At 45.1% G+C, this 18,504-nt stretch carries 18 protein-coding genes; 8 read left to right on the forward strand and 10 right to left on the reverse strand.

The annotated features are described in order from the left end of the window. Positions 1-24: 24 nt before the first annotated feature. Positions 25-1,170: a molecular chaperone DnaJ gene (dnaJ, locus tag HBAL_RS15715; RefSeq protein ID WP_015828942.1), complete on the reverse strand. Its 1,146-nt coding sequence runs from the start codon at positions 1,168-1,170 to the stop codon at positions 25-27. Positions 1,171-1,397: 227 nt separating this feature from the next. Beyond that, the gene (dnaK, locus tag HBAL_RS15720) at positions 1,398-3,317 is read right to left on the reverse strand and encodes a molecular chaperone DnaK (RefSeq protein ID WP_015828943.1); all 1,920 of its coding nucleotides are present in this window, start codon (positions 3,315-3,317) and stop codon (positions 1,398-1,400) included. A gap of 220 nt (positions 3,318-3,537) precedes the next feature. Between dnaK and HBAL_RS15725 the strand changes: the two genes are divergently transcribed. After that, positions 3,538-4,137, forward strand: a complete 600-nt coding sequence (locus HBAL_RS15725; RefSeq protein ID WP_015828944.1) for an alpha-ketoglutarate-dependent dioxygenase AlkB — start codon at positions 3,538-3,540, stop codon at positions 4,135-4,137. Here the strand turns inward: HBAL_RS15725 and HBAL_RS15730 are convergent. The 5 genes from HBAL_RS15730 to HBAL_RS15750 form a co-directional block, all read right to left on the reverse strand. Further along, positions 4,134-4,628 (reverse strand): hypothetical protein, encoded by a 495-nt coding sequence (locus HBAL_RS15730; RefSeq protein ID WP_015828945.1) that lies wholly within the window; start codon positions 4,626-4,628, stop codon positions 4,134-4,136. The genes HBAL_RS15725 and HBAL_RS15730 overlap by 4 nt on opposite strands. A gap of 10 nt (positions 4,629-4,638) precedes the next feature. Beyond that, complete coding sequence (gene hslU, locus HBAL_RS15735; RefSeq protein ID WP_015828946.1) at positions 4,639-5,946, reverse strand: ATP-dependent protease ATPase subunit HslU; 1,308 nt, start codon at positions 5,944-5,946, stop codon at positions 4,639-4,641. 12 nt (positions 5,947-5,958) lie between these two features. Then, complete coding sequence (locus tag HBAL_RS15740) at positions 5,959-7,104, reverse strand: hypothetical protein (RefSeq protein ID WP_015828947.1); 1,146 nt, start codon at positions 7,102-7,104, stop codon at positions 5,959-5,961. Next, positions 7,097-7,654: an ATP-dependent protease subunit HslV gene (gene hslV / locus HBAL_RS15745; protein WP_015828948.1), complete on the reverse strand. Its 558-nt coding sequence runs from the start codon at positions 7,652-7,654 to the stop codon at positions 7,097-7,099. The genes HBAL_RS15740 and hslV overlap by 8 nt, the downstream gene beginning before the upstream one ends. A gap of 108 nt (positions 7,655-7,762) precedes the next feature. Continuing rightward, positions 7,763-9,487 (reverse strand): putative bifunctional diguanylate cyclase/phosphodiesterase, encoded by a 1,725-nt coding sequence (locus HBAL_RS15750; RefSeq protein WP_015828949.1) that lies wholly within the window; start codon positions 9,485-9,487, stop codon positions 7,763-7,765. Positions 9,488-9,640: 153 nt separating this feature from the next. On the opposite strand from HBAL_RS15750, the gene hisB reads away from it, so the two are divergent. The 7 genes from hisB to hisE all read left to right on the forward strand — a co-directional run bounded on the left by hisB (position 9,641) and on the right by hisE (position 15,998). Continuing rightward, positions 9,641-10,252 (forward strand): imidazoleglycerol-phosphate dehydratase HisB, encoded by a 612-nt coding sequence (hisB, locus tag HBAL_RS15755; RefSeq protein ID WP_015828950.1) that lies wholly within the window; start codon positions 9,641-9,643, stop codon positions 10,250-10,252. Positions 10,253-10,309: 57 nt separating this feature from the next. Beyond that, complete coding sequence (gene hisH, locus HBAL_RS15760) at positions 10,310-10,951, forward strand: imidazole glycerol phosphate synthase subunit HisH (RefSeq protein ID WP_015828951.1); 642 nt, start codon at positions 10,310-10,312, stop codon at positions 10,949-10,951. A gap of 4 nt (positions 10,952-10,955) precedes the next feature. Further along, a complete protein-coding gene (hisA, locus tag HBAL_RS15765; protein ID WP_015828952.1) occupies positions 10,956-11,681 on the forward strand; it encodes a 1-(5-phosphoribosyl)-5-[(5-phosphoribosylamino)methylideneamino]imidazole-4-carboxamide isomerase in 726 nt (241 codons plus the stop codon). Between the two features lie 66 nt (positions 11,682-11,747). Then, the gene (locus tag HBAL_RS15770; RefSeq protein ID WP_015828953.1) at positions 11,748-12,662 is read left to right on the forward strand and encodes a pirin family protein; all 915 of its coding nucleotides are present in this window, start codon (positions 11,748-11,750) and stop codon (positions 12,660-12,662) included. 146 nt (positions 12,663-12,808) lie between these two features. Then, positions 12,809-14,743, forward strand: coding sequence for an alpha/beta hydrolase family protein (locus HBAL_RS15775; RefSeq protein WP_015828954.1), 1,935 nt, complete (start codon positions 12,809-12,811; stop codon positions 14,741-14,743). A 101-nt stretch (positions 14,744-14,844) separates the two neighbouring features. Then, positions 14,845-15,615: an imidazole glycerol phosphate synthase subunit HisF gene (gene hisF / locus HBAL_RS15780; protein WP_015828955.1), complete on the forward strand. Its 771-nt coding sequence runs from the start codon at positions 14,845-14,847 to the stop codon at positions 15,613-15,615. Between the two features lie 29 nt (positions 15,616-15,644). After that, a complete protein-coding gene (gene hisE / locus HBAL_RS15785; protein WP_015828956.1) occupies positions 15,645-15,998 on the forward strand; it encodes a phosphoribosyl-ATP diphosphatase in 354 nt (117 codons plus the stop codon). A gap of 22 nt (positions 15,999-16,020) precedes the next feature. On the opposite strand, the gene HBAL_RS15790 is transcribed toward hisE, so the two are convergent. The 3 genes from HBAL_RS15790 to HBAL_RS15800 are packed head-to-tail and all read right to left on the reverse strand — an operon-like array spanning position 16,021 to position 18,480. Then, the gene (locus tag HBAL_RS15790; protein ID WP_015828957.1) at positions 16,021-16,611 is read right to left on the reverse strand and encodes a Smr/MutS family protein; all 591 of its coding nucleotides are present in this window, start codon (positions 16,609-16,611) and stop codon (positions 16,021-16,023) included. Beyond that, the gene (gene mltA, locus HBAL_RS15795; RefSeq protein WP_083773147.1) at positions 16,604-17,950 is read right to left on the reverse strand and encodes a murein transglycosylase A; all 1,347 of its coding nucleotides are present in this window, start codon (positions 17,948-17,950) and stop codon (positions 16,604-16,606) included. Before mltA ends, HBAL_RS15790 begins: the two co-directional genes overlap by 8 nt. Further along, positions 17,878-18,480: a Tim44/TimA family putative adaptor protein gene (locus tag HBAL_RS15800; RefSeq protein ID WP_015828959.1), complete on the reverse strand. Its 603-nt coding sequence runs from the start codon at positions 18,478-18,480 to the stop codon at positions 17,878-17,880. Before HBAL_RS15800 ends, mltA begins: the two co-directional genes overlap by 73 nt. Positions 18,481-18,504 lie beyond the last annotated feature (24 nt).

The raw sequence follows: 18,504 nt of genomic DNA on the forward strand, positions 1-18,504 counted from the left end.
TATTCTACCGATATTCTAAGTAAACTACTCAGCGTCAGCAGATGCGTCAAAGAAGCTTTTTACACGGCTGATAAATCCGCGATGCTCAGGATTTGTATCTTCATCACAAGATTCAGAGAATTCCCGCAAAAGTTCTTTTTGTTTAGCCGACAGATTGCGCGGCGTTTCAACAAACAATTCCACATAAAGGTCGCCCGCCACTGCTGAACGCAAAGATGGCATCCCTTTACCCTTTAAACGCATACGCTTTCCTGTTTGCGCACCTTCAGGAATAGAAACACGCGCCCGCCCACCACTAATGGTTGGCATTTCAATATCGCCACCTAAAGCGGCTTTACAGAAAGGCACAGGTGCTCGCGCATACAGGTTTGGACCATCGCGTTCAAATAATTCATGCTCTTCAATCGACACAAAGATATAAAGATCACCTTTAGGCCCGCCCATGGTTCCGGCTTCGCCTTCACCTTGCAATCGGATACGTTGTCCATCTTCGATACCTGCTGGAATATTGATATCCAGCTTGCGTTTTGCATGAACGTTGCCGCGACCGCCACATTTACCACATGGCTTTTTAATGACAGTCCCACGTCCCTGACAGGCACCACATGTGCGCTCCATCGTGAAAAAGCCCTGCTGTGCTCTCACACGCCCTGCTCCTCCACATGTCCCACATGTTTCAGGAGAATATCCTTTAGCAGCACCAGTCCCATGACATGGATCACATGTCTCTGTTGTTGGAATTTCAATTTCAGCCTGCTTGCCTGAAAATGCTTCTTCCAATGTAATTGAATAATCATAACGCAGATCAGATCCGCGTGTCGCACCGCCGCGACCACCGCCGCTTTGACGACCACCAAAAAAGTCCGCGAATATATCGCCAAACACATCCTCAGGACGTTGGCCACCAAATCCGCCACCGCCGCCAGCTGACCCCATACCGCCCTGCTCATATCCAGCACGACCATATTGATTATACGCGGCGCGTTTCTGAGGATCAGAAAGGCATTCATACGCTGATGACACTTCTTTAAACATCGCTTCAGCCGATGCATCATCAGGGTTGCGGTCGGGATGATACTGCATCGCCTTCTTACGGAAGGCAGATTTAAGTGCTTTCTCGTCAACGTCTTTAGAAACGCCTAGAAGTTCATAATAACAAGTATCGCTCATGCGTCGTTCTTTTCTCGTACAGCAGTAAACATGCATTCAGTCATACAACCGAACTAAACTCATGTCTTATGTTGGGTTGCTAACCATTTAAGACAAGGGTCCGTATTAAAACGTACACCTTGTGAAAATGACTAATAATCGGTCAATTCTACGAGCGATAAAGGCTGCGAATGCAAAAACACCGCAGCCTTCATCATTTCATAGAGACCTAAGCCTAAGCGACCGATCTAGCTTTTTGTGTCGCCATCAACTTCTTCAAAGTCAGCGTCAACAACATCATCATCATCTTCAGCCGCATCCTTAGCTGCATCTTTTGCAGCGTCTGCATGAGCTTCACCTTCTTGAGCTGCCGCGTAAATGGCTTCACCCATTTTCATAGCCGCTTCAGTCAATGCCTGTGTTTTGGCAGTGATGTCTGCTGTATCGTCTGTTTCCAAAGCTGCTGATAGAGCATCACGTGCTGCTTCGATTTCTGCTTTGATTTCCGCAGGAATCTTGTCGCCATGCTCTTCAAGCTGTTTGTTTGTGCCGTCAACAAGTGACTCACCATTGTTTTTCGCTTCAACAGCTTCACGTTTGGCTTTATCTGCATCAGCATTGGCTTCAGCATCTTTCACCATGTTCTGGATCTCGTCGTCTGAAAGACCACCAGAAGCCTGAATAGTGATTTGTTGCTCTTTGCCTGTTGCTTTGTCTTTTGCAGACACAGACACGATACCGTTTGCGTCGATGTCGAAAGTCACTTCAATTTGTGGCATACCGCGCGGTGCTGGTGGGATACCTTCAAGGTTGAAGTTACCAAGCACTTTGTTATCTGCAGCCATCTCACGCTCACCTTGGAGAACGCGGATCGTCACAGCAGCTTGGTTATCATCAGCTGTTGAGAAAGTTTGAGACTTCTTCGTTGGGATTGTTGTATTGCGGTCGATAAGACGTGTGAACACACCACCCAATGTTTCAATACCCAATGAAAGCGGCGTTACATCAAGAAGAACAACGTCTTTCACGTCACCTTGAAGCACACCAGCCTGAATTGCAGCACCAATCGCCACAACCTCATCAGGGTTCACGCCCTTGTGTGGCTCTTTACCGAAGAATTGTTTCACTTCTTCCTGAACCTTCGGCATACGTGTCATACCACCCACCAGCACAACATCATCAATGTCTGCTGCAGATTTACCAGCATCCGCCAAAGCGCGCTTACATGGCTCAATTGTACGTTTCACAAGGTCAGCAACCATGCTTTCGTATTTTGCACGTGTCAGCTTCAAGTTAAGGTGCTCAGGACCGGCAGCACTCATAGAAATAAACGGTAGGTTCACTTCGTAAGACGCAGAAGAAGAAAGCTCTTTTTTCGCTTTTTCAGCTTCTTCTTTCAAACGCTGAAGCGCTTGCTTGTCTTTCTTAAGGTCAATGCCTTTGTCTTTTTTGAACTCGTCTGCAAGGTAATCCACGATGCGAAGGTCAAAGTCTTCACCACCAAGGAATGTGTCACCATTTGTAGACAACACCTCAAAAACACCATCACCGATCTCAAGAATGGACACATCGAATGTACCACCACCAAGGTCGTAAACAGCAATTGTTTTACCTTCAGACTTTTCAAGTCCGTAAGCAAGTGCAGCCGCAGTCGGCTCGTTGATAATACGTTTAACATCTAGTCCAGCAATGCGGCCAGCATCTTTCGTGGCCTGACGCTGAGCATCGTTAAAGTAAGCAGGAACAGTGATAACTGCTTCAGTGACAGTTTCACCGAGGAAGTCTTCTGCTGTTTCTTTCATCTTTTGTAGAATGAAAGCTGAAATCTCTTGAGGCGCGTAATCTTTGTCGCGGCCTTTCACCCAAGCATCACCATTCGGACCTTTAACGATCTTAAAAGGTGACATCTCTTGGTCTTTTGCCACTGTCGGGTCTGAGAACTGGCGACCAATCAAACGCTTAATTGCGTAGAATGTCTGCTCTGAGTTCATCACAGCCTGGCGTACAGCTGGCAAACCAATCATGCGTTCACCGTCTTCACGGAATGCAACAACAGATGGCGTTGTGCGTGCACCTTCGGCATTTTCGATAACCTTGGCAGTTGATCCGTCCATAACGGCTACACAAGAGTTAGTTGTACCGAGGTCAATCCCGATAATTTTTCCCATATTTCTGTCTCTCTCATTCTTAGATATTGGCGGCCGCCCTTGCCCGACATGGGCCCAAAACTTGCGGCGCCCGGTTCAGGCGGTCCCCTAAAAAACTAAACTCGGCTCACTTATATTAAAAAAGCCAGGCTCGTAAGCCCATATGGGGTTCAATTTTTCAGGCTCAATAGGCAAACTCACATTTTCGTGATGAAGTTTATTACTAAAGGTTATTGGACACATGTTGGACGGGTTTCAATTCCTACCAAATTACCTTGACCGGCAAGCCCAGGAAGATCTGGTTGAAACTACCCGTAACCATATGAAAAATAACCATTTTTATACTCCCAGAATGCCCAGAAGCAATAAACCTTTCACCGTTAAAATGACTAATTTTGGAGAACTTGGCTGGATTTCTGATGCGACAGGATACCGCTATGATAAACAACACCCTGAAACAAAAAAACCGTGGCCCAGCATTCCGCGCGCCTTAATGAGCATATGGGAGAGCGTTTCGCAATACCCTAAACCACCTCAAGCCTGTCTTGTGAACTATTATGATGAAAATGCGAAAATGGGCTTGCATTGTGATGGAGACGAAGAAGACATAAATGCCCCCGTTGTTTCCATATCATTGGGAGATAGCGCCCGCTTCCGCCTTGGCGGCCTAAACCGGCGCGACCCAACCAAATCTTTCAAACTAAACTCAGGCGATGTCATCATTCTAGGCGGGCAAGCGCGTTTGGCTTATCATGGAATAGACCGCATTTATGGCGGCAGCTCGACCCTACTTAAAAATGGCGGCAGGCTAAATTTAACGCTGAGACGGATAGATATCTAATCCAATTTCAGAAACACGGAAATTGCATTCAACAAGTCCTGATTGCTTCCCCGAATGCCCATCATACTATAACAATAATCTGGCAGTTTCGCTAAATTATTCGCTGTTTTGCCGAGGGCAAACTTACCTGCCATGTAAACACTATGCATAGGTTGGCTAGGAATAAATTCTATCAAATCTCCAGCATGATCTAAATTAATCAGCCTGACAGTCTCCAGCGCTTCCCACGGAATGGTCGCATCATAGTTTTTTATGAAAATCCCGTCAGCCGATACCCGCACCATCACCGGATTTACAATCAAACGGTACAGCACAACACAAAAAACGACGACGGCCCCTAAGCTAAGCAAACCCATCATAGCTCTTAGCTCAAAAGGTGCATCCGGCTGATACCATAAAATAAAGCCCGCTGCGATAAACACAACGGACCCTATTGCAATCAAAAATGACCCCAACCGACTTGCTCTAAATTCAAACACTTCGGTTGGCATCTTTCAAACCTTATAAAATGTACTTCGACAGATCGGCATTACCGGCATAACCGCCAACTTTCTCACGCACATAGTCTGCGGTGATCACAAAGCTCTCACCACTGCGGTCAGGAGCTGTGAAAGAGATTTCTTCAAGCAAGCGCTCCAACACAGTATGCAAACGACGCGCACCGATATTTTCAACAGTGTCGTTCACCTGAACGGCAATCTCAGCAATGGCATCAATTGAACTTTCATCAAATTCAATCGTCATCCCCTCAGCACCGATCAACGCAATATATTGCTTGATCAAACTTGCTTCAGGTTCGGTCAGAATACGTTTAAAGTCTTCGTGTGTAAGACCCTGCAATTCAACACGGATAGGCAAACGCCCTTGCAACTCTGGCAGCAGATCAGACGGCTTAGAAACGTGAAACGCACCCGACGCAATAAACAAGATATAGTCGGTTTTCACTGCCCCGTGTTTTGTGGAAACAGTTGTTCCCTCAATCAATGGCAATAGATCACGCTGCACACCTTCACGAGATACACCCGCGCCGCCAGCTTCTTGGCGCGTAGCAACTTTGTCAATCTCATCGAGGAAAACAATCCCCTCTTCTTCAACCAGTTTTATAGCATCCCGCACAACAGATTCTTGATCGACCAGCTTATCAGACTCATCATCAATTAACGGACGATATGCATCTTTAACGGTCATTTTTACTGTTTTAGTACGGCCACCAAAACCTTTGCCCAGCAAATCACCCAGATTCAACATGCCCATGCTTGCGCCCGGCTGTCCGGGAATATCCATAGATTGCATTGGGGAACCATTATCCGACAGATCAATTTCGATTTCTTTGTCGTCCAAAGCACCAGAGCGCAATTTCGTCTGAAATGACTCGCGTGTACTCTCTTTTGCATCAGGCCCAACAAGCGCATCCAATACACGACTTTCCGCAGCACTTTCAGCGCGTGCACGCACATCTTTGCTTTTTTCTTCTTTGACCATCGCAATAGAGGCTTCAACCAAATCACGAATGATTTGTTCGACATCGCGCCCGACATAACCCACTTCTGTAAATTTTGTCGCTTCCACCTTGATAAAGGGAGCTTGCGCTAATTTTGCCAAGCGGCGTGATATCTCGGTTTTACCAACACCTGTTGGTCCAATCATCAAGATATTCTTTGGTGTCACTTCTTCACGAAGATCATCACTCAATTGCTTGCGGCGCCAGCGATTGCGCAAAGCAAGCGCAACAGCGCGTTTTGCATCTGCTTGACCCACGATGAAGCGATCGAGTTCGGATACGATTTCGCGAGGAGAAAATTCAGTCATCTTAGGCCTTATTTATTTGTCTTTGCCGCTAAGCACATGTTCAGGGGGAAATAGACGTCCCCATATTCCGTCTTCTGGAAAAATCTTCAAAACTATATTGCGCGCCGTTTTCCAACCAGCACCCAATAGAACAACGCTACCTCCAACAATCAGTAACGGTAGCGCCACGACCTCTACGCCTGACAATCCAGAATCACCAACAAGCGAGAACACGACGAGTGTAAATGTGATCAAACCTGAAAAAATCAAGGCCCGCCGGTTTAACGCAAGCGAAAGCACACCAACCCCTAACAAAGCCAACAGCATCATCACAGAAGATCCACTCTGAGACGCCACTGAATCCCCAATAATTATGAAGCGCATACCCAACATAATTTGCGGTGCTGCTGCTAAATGCAGCCAAAAAGCATTGTCAGATTGTATTGTCCGCCGCGCCGGATCTCGTGCATCAAAAAACATTGCAAATGCTAAAGTCACCAATCCCACAAAAAAAACAGCACCCGCACCAATGGCTGAAAGATTAAATCCATTGCTCTGAAATGTGTATGTGTAAAACAGCAAAGCACCTGAAACTGCAATCAGGAAAAGCGAAAATGGTAGTTTGAACCGCAAATAGAATACTAGCGCCGCACCTGCACCTGCAATAATTGATAAATAGCTAGAATCAAAAGCTTTTTTAAAGAATATCCCCGGTAAGTCACCTTGCTGCGCTCCGCCCTGGGCCGCCTGTAATGCGATATCACCCGCATTATCAATTAGCACTTTTGCTAACAAAGCACCAACGCCACTACCTACCATAAAGTAGAAAACCAGCGCCAACCCCATAGAGGGCAATAGCAACCGCCGTCGCGCACAGAAATACTCTGCCATCACCCATGCAAAAGACGCCATAATCAGCGCTAATACTGGCCCCAGCAGACTCCACGGAATAATAGTCTTTAAAAACCACCCTAAAAACAAGGTCGCACCTGACATCAGGATCATGATTCCAAACGTCAGAAAAATATCGTTGAAGGATGCCAAAAAGCTTAAGTTTTCAGCATCTTCTGGACCATATGGATCGCCGCCCTTTGCAAGATAACCTTGAAGTTTTTCGCCCTGTTCAGCGCTGAGAACTCCATCCTTTATCGCTTGCTCAAGGGCGTCACGTTCAGACATCCAAACTCTCCACAACGAAATTGTTATTGGTGTAAACACAAATTTCCGCTGCAACTTCCATCGCTTTGCGGCCTAACACTTCAGCATCTTCTTCATAATCAAAAATAGCGCGTGCAGCAGATAGCGCGTAATTTCCACCAGAACCAATCGCAACGACATCATATTCTGGTTCCAGCACATCACCCATACCCGTAAGCACAAGCGTTGTGTGTTTATCAGCCACAATCAAAAGCGCTTCTAGTTTTTGCAGATATTTGTCAGTGCGCCAGTCTTTGGCCAGCTCAACGGCTGCCCGCTGTAATTGGCCGGGAAAACGTTCAAGTTTCAGCTCCAAGCGTTCAAACAACGTAAAAGCATCAGCCGTCGCCCCAGCAAAACCAGCAATGATATTACCGCCCTCACCTAAGCGTCGAACTTTGCGAGCATTCCCCTTCATAACGGTATTGCCCATAGAGACTTGACCATCACCAATAATCACAACCCTGCCCGGCTTGCGCACGGCTAAAATCGTTGTGCTGTGCCAGCTCTGTGGGGATGATGCTTGTGTCATTAAATTCTCCTAAAGTCCTACTTTGAACATATAGGTGAACGTTGAATCAGGCAGGATCAAGGAGTTTTCGCAAATTTTACAAATATTTTCGTGCTTACACACTGAATACTAAGCCATTTTCTTTGTCAGTGACGGCGCACGCCAATGGCGCACAAATTCTTCAAACTCATGCGCAGGCAATGGCGGTGAGAAAAAATAACCTTGGCCAATTGTACATGCCCGACGACGAAGAAACTCATAATGCTCCTGAGTTTCCACACCTTCTGCCACCGTTTCCTGTCCTAATGCTTCTGCCATCGCCAATATCATCTCAATAATGGCAGGCGCATGCGGATCACTTCCATGAGCACGCACAAATTGCTGGTCGATTTTAAACACATCAAACGGCAAGCGAGTTACTGTTGTAAAATTAGAATGGCCTGTTCCAAAATCATCAATGGCAAATCGCACACCTTTCGCCCTTAAAGGACGCATAATTTTAGCAACACGTTCTGGGTTATCCACAGCCGCAGTTTCAGTCAATTCTAGTTCAAGCAATTCAGGTGCTAAACCCGATTCCTCTAGAATTTCTTCCACGATGGAAAAGAAATTTGGGTCTTCAAATTGCAGCGGAGAGACATTAACAGCCAAGCGCGGTTTGTGACCATTAAAATCCCATTTCGCAGCTTGAACACAGGCATCTCTGAGGATACTTGCGCCCATTTGAGGTATTAGTCCCATTTCCTCAGCTTTAGGAACAAACACTCCTGGAGACACAACCGCCCCATCTGGCCGCCGCCACCGCGCCAATGCTTCAGCGCCAATAACCACTCCAGTTTCTAATTCCACTTTGGGCTGGAAAACGGGAATAAATTCATGATTTTCAATGCCATGACGTATATCATCTTCAAGCGTTAAATTCCGCTGCGCTGTTTCATGCATGGATGAATCATAAAATTGCAGACCCTTGAATTTAGATTGCTTAGACATCTTTAGAGAAATATCGACTTGCTTCATCAACTCACCCGCATTTGGGGCATCAGCTGGAGCGGAGGCCGCTGCATAAGCTGCAGTCAACTCAACCATTCGACCATCCAGAGTAAAAGGTCTTTCTAATTCAAATCTAAGAAATTCTACCATTTTCTCAACGACATGCTGAGTTGTGAATGGAATTAATACCGCAAAAACATCTGCTGATAATCGACTTAAAATACTAGGTGCTTCTTGCGATTGCTCCATTCCCCTAATTTCTGTGTCGGCTTCTCGAAGATATGCTTTTAACCGTGCCCCCACCATTACAAGCAGCTCGTCAGCCAGTTGCGGTCCGAACTTGTCATTCACACGCGTAAATCGGTCCAAATCTATTATGATGACCGATACTGACCTTTCACCTGCAGACAGAATGGACATTTCGACTTTTTTTACAAATTGCGCCCGATTTACCAAACCTGTCAGCGGATCAGATATCGACATTTTGTAAGATTTTCGAATGACAGCATCATACCGGCTTGTCATTTCTTCTATTGCAGCAGCAAGATCAGATGAAATAGGCAATGCTGTTTTGGCGACATCTTGCCCCTGCCCCGGTTTTGCAGCGCGCAAACTAGCAGCCAAAACACTAAGTGGCTTTAAAAACGCCTGTATAACCATGTAAACGCCTGCGCCAACGAGGATCGCTAACATAAGCATTGCCCCAGCATACCAAGGCAAATCATCCATAGAATGGTCTTCACCAAAAACAAAAACTTCAATTCCAAAGGTAATGGATGCGACCAAGACAGATGCAATTACACTGACAATCGTCAGGCGAAATGATAAACTCATGCGTTTTGAGGCGTCAATTTTTCTCGCCATTATCACTTCTTACTATCAAAATGTTTCCAAAAATGCTTTTAAACTTTCTTGGATTTATAACCATGTGCACCAAATATATAGAATACTGCACGACTTAGCATATAAGCTAGGTATTAGTTGTAATCAGAATATTAACGATAACCGGAGTTTTGGATGACGGATAGTCTAAGGCGTGCCGAAAAAGCGCGTAAAACAAAAGAAACTCAAATCAACGTAAAAGTTGATATGGATGGGACTGGAAAATCCAAACTTTCCACAGGCATTGGCTTTTTCGATCACATGCTTGAGAGCTTTGCCAAGCATTCTGCAATTGATTTGGAGATTAAATGTGTTGGCGACCTTCACATTGATATGCACCACACAATGGAAGATGTCGGTATTGTCCTTGGCGGCGCAATCAAAGACGCTCTTACAAAAGAAACTGGCGGATTTACCGGTATCAACCGTTTTGGCCACGCCTACATACCCATGGACGAAACACTCGCACGCGCAAGCATCGATCTATGCAACCGTCCCTATCTTGTCTGGCGCGTTGAATTTACCCGCGACAAAGTGGGTGAAGTCGATACTGAATTATTCAAGGAATTCTTCCACGCTTTTGCGATGAGTTCAGGCGCATGTTTGCACATTGAATGTCTATATGGCGTGAACACACACCACATCGCCGAAGCGTGTTTTAAAGCTTTAGCGCGTTCCGTTCGTATGGCGAGCGAGCAAGATTCACGTTTAGCCGGCCAAGCTGCCTCTACTAAAGGTAGCTTATAGCAAATATCCTATTATTAAGCGTGACAGATCTATAACTGTCACGCTAGAACGCCCCTCATGAAAACTCTTGCACTTATTGATTATGGTTCAGGCAATATCCGGTCAGCGTCGCGCGCTCTGGCTGAAGCAGCCAAACTTGCCGAATTGGACCTAAAAATCGAAATTACGTCAGACCCTGATCTTATCAAAAAGTCAGACTGTATATTTCTTCCTGGTGTTGGTCATTTCGCAGACTGCAAAAATGAACTCCTATCCAGATCTGGCATAGTTGAAGTGCTCACAGAGACCGTCTTAAAAGGGTCGACCCCTTTCATGGGAATTTGCGTTGGGATGCAACTTCTTGCCACAACCGGTCTTGAAGATGGTGAAACAAAGGGACTGGATTTCATCCCGGGTGTTGTTGATAAAATCAAACCAGACAATCCAAAACTACCAATCCCCCACATGGGCTGGAATGAAATCACGATAACCGACCATGAATTGCTCAAAGGTTTAGGAGAAACTCCTCACCTTTACTTCACGCACTCATATGTTTTCACACCCAAAGTCGACACGCATATAGCAGCAAGTAGTGACTATGGTGGCAATTTCACAGCAGCAATTGTTAAAGACAATATATTTGGAACGCAGTTTCACCCCGAAAAAAGCCAAAAAATCGGACAGAAGCTTCTCTCCAACTTTCTAAAATGGAAACCATAGATCAATGGAACTTTTCCCAGCAATCGACCTTAAAGACGGTGCATGTGTACGGCTGATTAAAGGTGACATGGAGCAATCGACCAAGTTCAATGATGATCCAGCCGACCAAGCTGCAAAATTTGAAGCTATGGGTTTTAGAAATCTGCATGTTGTTGATTTAAATGGTGCTTTTGATGGTCGCTCCACCAATGAAGACGCTGTCAAAGCAATCCTATCCGCAACCAAAGCTCCAGTTCAGCTTGGTGGTGGCATCCGTGATATCGCTGGCATTGAAAATTGGCTCAAAGCGGGTATCTCAAGAGTTATCCTCGGTACAGCAGCTGTACGCGATCCAGAATTTGTAAAAACAGCTGCAAAGGCATTCCCAAATCAAGTTGCAGTCGGCATTGATGCCATTAACGGCATGGTCGCCGTTGAAGGTTGGGCGGAAACAACCGATATGAAAGCCGTTGATCTTGCAAGGAAATTTGAAGATTCAGGCGTCTGCGCCATCATCGCCACAGATATCGGCCGAGACGGCATGAAAACAGGCGTAAATGTAGAGTTTACAGGTCATCTCGCGGACGCCGTCAGTATACCGATCATCGCCTCTGGTGGTGTAAAAAATATCAATGATATCAAGCTACTCAGTACACGGAATGGCATAAACTCCGTATACGGAACAATACTCGGTAGAGCTTTATATGATGGTGATATCAATCCAAAAGATGCCATTGAAATTGCAAGATAGCGTCTCTTCATTCCTTGGATAAATTACGCTATATTCGACACTGAAATTGGTTGAAAGATTAGCGCTATGAGCCTCGAACAAGACCTATCCGTAGACGATTGCAATGGCCAAAAAACTTGCACCGCCGTTAAGCTGGTTATCACACCCAAAACCAAAGATCTTGGCGGCTTTAGCGTCCGGCGTGCAATTCCCGTTATAAAACAGCGCAGTGTCGGCCCTTGGATATTCTTCGACCATATGGGGCCTGCAACCTTCCCTCCCGGGCACGGCGTCAATGTTCGCCCACATCCCCACATAAACCTCGCGACAGTCACTTACTTGTTTGAAGGCGAAATCCTACACCGCGACAGTTTAGGCTCACTACAAGCTATTAGGCCTGGTGATATCAATCTCATGGTAGCTGGCTCAGGAATTGTCCATTCCGAACGCGAACGTCCCGAGCGCGAAGCCATTCGCCGCAACCTACATGGCCTGCAACTTTGGCATGCCCTGCCTGAAACTGATGAAGAAACTGCCCCCGCCTTCTATCACTATCCTGATGCAGATATCCCTGCACTAATAATTGATGGTGTATCCATTCGTGTCATGATGGGGAGTGCTTATGGCATGACCTCCCCTGTCAAAACCTTTGCAGAAACCCTTTATATCGAGGCGAATTTAAAAGCCGGCCAATCCCTCATTCTTCCATCCTCACCGGAACGCGCTCTTTACGCGGTGACAGGGGACATTAAAATTGGCGACACCGATATCCAGCAATATGACATGGCTATTTTAGAAGATAAGCCTGACACAAAAATCACTAGCGCCACAGACGCACGTATCGCGCTAATTGGCGGTGAACCTCTTGGTAAACGTCATTTGTTCTGGAATTTTGCGTCAAGCCGAAAAGACCGTCTAGAACAAGCAAAAGAGGACTGGAAAAACAAGCGATTTCCAATCGTGCCTGGCGATGAAGACGAATTTATCCCCCTCCCTGAATGACAGGCATTCAATTTTTTTTAAAAGCGTTAAAAACCTATTTGGTCTTCAAATTTAACGGCTGCTTTTTATGCCGTCAGAATCTTTACACAGAGATTCAATTCTGCAATTCCTAAGTGCATTATTTAATCCCAATGGGGACTGGGGACATGAAATTACTGTATTCGTTATTTATTCTCGCATTGACAACCTACTCAACAGCAATCGCGCAAACACCCATGCCGCCTATAGAAGCATATGGTGAATTGGGTCAAATCAGATCTGTAGCTATATCTCCTGACGGTTCAAAAATAGGTATGCTTCGTCAACAAGATGGTGAAGAATTATTTATCGTCAACGATTTGAAAAGTGGTGAAATAAACGGTGCGAACACAACTGATATAAAAACGCGATCAATTGATTTTATAAACTCTGATTTCGTTGTGCTGTCAGCTTCAGAAACGACTAAGATATTCGGGTTTAGAGGAAAACTGGAATATTCCGCGTCTTTTGCAATGGATTTATCCAAATCCAAAATTACCCAATTACTTCGAAGCGAAGACAGTCTTTACCCTGCTCAATCTGGTGTCGGTCGAATCATTGGCAATCTGACAAAAGAAGGTCGTGTTTTAATGCCAGCCTATGTGGGCGCTCGGAATAAGGGTAATCCTCGATACAACCTTTTCTCAGTCGATCCTAAAACTGGATTGGCTCAGATTTTTGAAAGAGGTCGATATTCCACGAACGACTGGTTCGTATCAGAAACGGGTGTGATTTTCGCGAGAGAAGATCACGACGACAGTTCCAACACCTTTGAAATTTCTACAAAACGCAACGGAAAATGGGAAAACGTCTATAAAAAGGAAAACTCCCCTGTCATCCCCTTCGTACTTCAAGGTGTTAAATCAGATCATTCAAGCCTTATTGTCTTAGACCAGATCGATGATGGAGAAGGCCTCTTTGAATTGAATTGGGATGGGGAATTAAGTGGTCCCATACTTGCCAAAGAAAATACTGATATTGACTATGTTATCATAGATGAAAACAGGATCGTTCATGGAGTTAAGTATTCTGGTATGAGGCCCAGTTATTCTTTTTTTGACAAAGAGTTAGATGCCAGTATCCAAACACTTCTTGATACTTATCCCACTTTCGCAATTAACATAATGTCGTGGTCATCTGACTGGAGCAAATTCATTTTAAAGATATCTGGCGGAACTGAGCCCGGTAACTATTTCCTTTATGATGTGAAAACAAAAGACCTCAAGCGCATAGGACAATCTAGAGATATAGCACCGGAGTGGATAGCAGATGTTCAGACTATTGAGTATCCAGCCAGAGATGGAACTAGAATTCCAGCTCTACTAACTTGGCCACCTGGTGTGAAAGACCCAACAAACCTTCCAGCGATCATTTTGCCTCATGGCGGTCCAGAATCTTATGTTCAATTGGATTTTCATTGGTTGGCGCAATATTTTGCCAGCAGAGGTTATCTTGTTTTACAACCTAATTTCCGTGGCTCCACTGGTTTTGGAACCAATTTCAAACTTCAAGGGCGTGGTGAATGGGCTGGCCTCATGCAAGATGATGTCACTGATGGTTTAAAAGCGCTAACCTCAATGAACTTTGTCGACCCAGAACGGGTTTGTATTATAGGCGCAAGTTATGGTGGGTATTCTGCCCTTGCTGGCGGTGCCTTTACGCCTGAACTCTATAAATGTGTTGCTGCAATTGCACCAGTTTCTGATTTGCCTCGTATGTTAGACAGTGTAAACGAAGAAAATGGTGACAACAGCTGGGTCGTAGAATACTGGAAACGCGTCATCGGCGACAAGAAAACCGAAAAACAGAAACTAATAGATATTTCTCCAGCAAATCATGCCGATAAATTTCAAGCTCCAGTCCTGCTAATCCACGGAAACGACGACACTATCGTCAATATCAAGCAAAGTGCAGTGATGGAGAGTGCTTTGAAGCAATCAGGCAAAGACGTAGACTTTATTAAAGTAAAGGGTGGAGATCATTGGTTATCTACCAGCGAAACCCGGCTAGATACGCTCAAAGCACTTGATACATTTATAGCAAAGCATAATCCAGCAAACTAACCAGCTTTCGCAAGTAAGAAATAAAATGCGCTCTTTCCAATATAGAGTGCATTTTTGTTTTCCTACTTGCTCCAAACCGTCCTCAAGCGTATGCATTCAGCATGTTAAAAAACCGCATTATCCCCTGTCTCGACGTGAAAGATGGCCGCACTGTAAAAGGTGTTAATTTTGTTGACCTGCGCGATGCTGGTGATCCCGTCGCGCTTGCCAAAGCCTATGATGAACAAGGCGCAGACGAGCTCTGCTTTTTAGACATATCCGCTACAAATGAAGGGCGTGGTTCCATGCTCGATGTCATCGAGCGGACTGCAGATCAATGTTTCATGCCTGTTACCGTTGGCGGTGGTGTAAGATCACCAGAAGATATGGTCACGCTACTGGCTGCTGGAGCTGATAAATGCGGAGTAAATTCCGCCGCTGTTGCAGATCCAGACCTTGTAAAAGCCTGCTCTCTTAAAGTTGGCGCACAAGCCGTAGTTGTGGCTATTGATGCCAGACGTCAGGGTGATAGCTGGGGTGTCTTCACACATGGTGGAAAAAAATCTTCCGGCCGTGATGCTATCGAGTTTGCCAAACTTGTTGAATCAAAAGGCGCTGGTGAAATTCTGCTCACATCCATGGATCGAGACGGTACAAAAATCGGATATGACATTGAACTGCTCAAACGCATGACCGATGCTGTCTCTATTCCTGTCATTGCATCGGGCGGTGCCGGACATGTTGATCATTTAGCACCAGCAATTTTAGAAGGCGGCGCGAATGCTGTTTTAGCCGCGTCTATTTTTCATTTTGGGGAAGCCACAATTGCAGATGCGCGACGTGCCTTGAATGAAGCCGGCGCTTTTGTTCGTCCCCTTCCAAGTTGCACTTAGGCAAGACTATATCGACAGAAAGACAACATATGGCCAAGCTTACCCCGACAGATTCTTTATACAAAACCCTCACTCACTTAGCAGAAACTATTGACGAACGTGCCAATGGAAACACAAGTGATCAGCCTTCTTACACGGCCAAATTACTATCAGCTGGTCCAAGTAAATGCGCAAAAAAAATGGGTGAAGAAGCAATTGAGACCGTTTTAGCCATAGCTTCTGAAAGTGATCAAGAGGTCGCTGATGAAACCGCCGACCTCCTTTATCACTTATTTGTCGCGCTAAGATCAAGAGGTATTAGCCTAGATTCAGTGGGAGAATCTCTTGCTAAAAGACAAGGCATGTCCGGTATCGTTGAAAAACAAAACCGCACTAACAGCTAGTTTATCCATCCTCGCGCTTGGCTCAATATTGGTGCTTGAGTTTTCTTAAAAATACATAATATGCACCGCTTCCACCATGGCGCTGGTGAGCGATGGAATAAGACGAAACATGGGCGCGGATATCGGGCTGAACAAGCCATTCAACTAGCCTTTTTTTAATAATACCATCGCCCAACTTTCCTTTTCCCGTAATCACCAGAACACACTTGGCACCATCATTTCTATGATGCATGAGGAAAGCTGATAAGGCTGATCTCGCTGCTATTTGCGTGAAACCATGTAGATCAATCGTTGCATCAACATATGTTTTCCCGCGCCTGATTTTACGATCTTTTTCTCTGTTTTCTAACGGTTTTTCAGGGATACGCTCTTCGACTTCATCCATAATTTTACGTTGAAGGTCTGTCGCTTGTGCACGCTTCTTAATATCAGGTGATACATGTTTTGCTACGCGAACACGTGGTGCATCCAGATGAGAATGTTTGGATAGCAATTTTGCAAAATCTTCGACGATTAAAGGCTTTTTTTGCTTCGTCGTTTTATGTGGTTCAACAGTCTTGGCAATCTTCTTCCACAACCGCATTTCAGCATCTGAAACAAGACGTTTAGCCATCAGCACTATCTGCCAATAATTGTGCTTCAGTCATTGCAGATGCGACAGATTTTGGAAGTAATACCCACATAGCAACATCATGATTCATACTTGCCGCTCTGCCGCCAGCATCATCACCAGAGCCAAAAAACAAATCACCACGTAGAATGCCTTTGATCGCACCTCCTGTGTCTTGTGCAATCACTAAATTTCTAAATTCCCGCCCTCTCCAATCACCAGGTGTGGCAGGCACTTTAGTATCTATAAATATTGGCGCACCATATGCGTGATATCGCGGATCAACCGCCATTGAAGCCATTGCAGTCAGTGGAATACCCTGCGCACCATTAGGTCCTTTGGAAGGATCTTTAATCTCTTGAGGCGTAAACCAAACATAACGCGGATTAACATTCATCGCATCTTGAGCAATTTGAGGACCGACTTCATCCATCCAATTTAGTATAGAATTCATACCAGCTTGGTGGGTTTGTATCTGTCCAGTGTCGATTAAGTGTCGAGCTATTGATACAAAAGGTTTGTGATTATGTGCTGCAAATGCGGCTCGAATAACTCTTCCATCAGGAAATTTTAGCCTGCCCGAACCTTGTATCTGTAAATAGAATATTTCACCCGGAGACGCATATCCCAATGCTTTAGAAGGTTCATCGATAATATCTTTGCGGTCTGGATAAAATTCTAACTCGCCTTCAATAACACGACCCCACACTTTGCCCTTAGCAAATTTAGGATCAAACTCTGATGGGTCCACTCTTACAAGGTCTTCAGGAATACCCGGAACAGCCTGAGAAAATCCAGCTTCTGGCCTGTAGCGCACTTCTAATTCAGGCTCAAAATAGCCCGTTAATTTAGATTGCTTGTCTGTTGGATTAATGAAGTAAGGAGTAAATTCAGTTTCAAATACTTTAGCGATCATTCTAGTATCTGTTGCAGCTTGAATGCTTGTGCATGCTGGCATCCAATCAGACACAGAGCCGCTATAAGGCGCTGATGTAGATATTAATTTATTTCCATCACGCTTAGACCAGCTTTGGCAACTTTCTAAAAATGCTGACCGGGCTGAATTAAAGTTCGTGTTCCGCCAAGCTGGTAGATCAGAAAATGATTTTGGCACCATGGAATAACCAGAAGCTGTTTGCAGCTCGACTGGATTTTTCGGACCAGTTATAACAGTTGTGGCTTGTGTATTTGGTACACCCGTTTCAGGCGGCGACACTGCAGTTGTCGCACACCCATAGGCTGTGACTGCAAAAATAGCGGTGACACATCTTAAGACGCTTCTGAAACCCCACCGAGAAGCCAAGCTGGGTTTGACGATTTTAGACTGCGCTCGAAGGTCCATATCTCTTTTGCCGTCCTTAAGTTTTCACCATCACTCAATTGCGCTTCAAAGGATACAGAAACTTGTCCAATATCACCATCCAAAAGTTCAGCATCAGCAATTTCAGCTGATTTTAGACGCATCAGGCGGAGTGGTTCCGTATTGTTCTGCTCTCTCTCATCAATTGCAGATACATACGCTTCATACACATCATCGACCAACAAATTTGAAAGTGTTTCTTTGTCACCTTCAGCAAAAGCTTCGACGATCATCTCATAAGCTTTTTTTGATTTCCGTGTGAAATCACTTGGCGAGAACGTGCTATCTATTTGAGAGATTTCTTCCATTGCAGAAGCACCAGGCCCAGTAAAAGACGGACGGAATGGTGTGACATTGCTCTCATCACTACCTTCTGAATTTTTACGTTTTTGTGTGGCTTCTCGAACAACTGATGGCGGTGGTTCCGCTCCAGTTTTCGTTCCAAGAACGCTGTACAGCCGATACAGCACGAAAAACGCAACTGCTGCGAAAATTATGAGTTCAATATCCATGGCACTTCTTATAATGTATCATTT

The sequence above is a fragment of the Hirschia baltica ATCC 49814 genome (genome assembly GCF_000023785.1).
In the GTDB taxonomy this organism is placed as follows: domain Bacteria; phylum Pseudomonadota; class Alphaproteobacteria; order Caulobacterales; family Hyphomonadaceae; genus Hirschia; species Hirschia baltica.

What these genes read in the sequence shown, in the direction of transcription:
- dnaJ (WP_015828942.1), bottom strand. Translation starts at nt 1,170, where the DNA reads ATGAGCGATACTTGTTATTATGAACTTCTAGGCGTTTCTAAAGACGTT.
- dnaK (WP_015828943.1), bottom strand. Translation starts at nt 3,317, where the DNA reads ATGGGAAAAATTATCGGGATTGACCTCGGTACAACTAACTCTTGTGTA.
- HBAL_RS15725 (WP_015828944.1), top strand. Translation starts at nt 3,538, where the DNA reads ATGTTGGACGGGTTTCAATTCCTACCAAATTACCTTGACCGGCAAGCC.
- HBAL_RS15730 (WP_015828945.1), bottom strand. Translation starts at nt 4,628, where the DNA reads ATGCCAACCGAAGTGTTTGAATTTAGAGCAAGTCGGTTGGGGTCATTT.
- hslU (WP_015828946.1), bottom strand. Translation starts at nt 5,946, where the DNA reads ATGACTGAATTTTCTCCTCGCGAAATCGTATCCGAACTCGATCGCTTC.
- HBAL_RS15740 (WP_015828947.1), bottom strand. Translation starts at nt 7,104, where the DNA reads ATGTCTGAACGTGACGCCCTTGAGCAAGCGATAAAGGATGGAGTTCTC.
- hslV (WP_015828948.1), bottom strand. Translation starts at nt 7,654, where the DNA reads ATGACACAAGCATCATCCCCACAGAGCTGGCACAGCACAACGATTTTA.
- HBAL_RS15750 (WP_015828949.1), bottom strand. Translation starts at nt 9,487, where the DNA reads ATGGCGAGAAAAATTGACGCCTCAAAACGCATGAGTTTATCATTTCGC.
- hisB (WP_015828950.1), top strand. Translation starts at nt 9,641, where the DNA reads ATGACGGATAGTCTAAGGCGTGCCGAAAAAGCGCGTAAAACAAAAGAA.
- hisH (WP_015828951.1), top strand. Translation starts at nt 10,310, where the DNA reads ATGAAAACTCTTGCACTTATTGATTATGGTTCAGGCAATATCCGGTCA.
- hisA (WP_015828952.1), top strand. Translation starts at nt 10,956, where the DNA reads ATGGAACTTTTCCCAGCAATCGACCTTAAAGACGGTGCATGTGTACGG.
- HBAL_RS15770 (WP_015828953.1), top strand. Translation starts at nt 11,748, where the DNA reads ATGAGCCTCGAACAAGACCTATCCGTAGACGATTGCAATGGCCAAAAA.
- HBAL_RS15775 (WP_015828954.1), top strand. Translation starts at nt 12,809, where the DNA reads ATGAAATTACTGTATTCGTTATTTATTCTCGCATTGACAACCTACTCA.
- hisF (WP_015828955.1), top strand. Translation starts at nt 14,845, where the DNA reads ATGTTAAAAAACCGCATTATCCCCTGTCTCGACGTGAAAGATGGCCGC.
- hisE (WP_015828956.1), top strand. Translation starts at nt 15,645, where the DNA reads ATGGCCAAGCTTACCCCGACAGATTCTTTATACAAAACCCTCACTCAC.
- HBAL_RS15790 (WP_015828957.1), bottom strand. Translation starts at nt 16,611, where the DNA reads ATGGCTAAACGTCTTGTTTCAGATGCTGAAATGCGGTTGTGGAAGAAG.
- mltA (WP_083773147.1), bottom strand. Translation starts at nt 17,950, where the DNA reads ATGGACCTTCGAGCGCAGTCTAAAATCGTCAAACCCAGCTTGGCTTCT.
- HBAL_RS15800 (WP_015828959.1), bottom strand. Translation starts at nt 18,480, where the DNA reads ATGGATATTGAACTCATAATTTTCGCAGCAGTTGCGTTTTTCGTGCTG.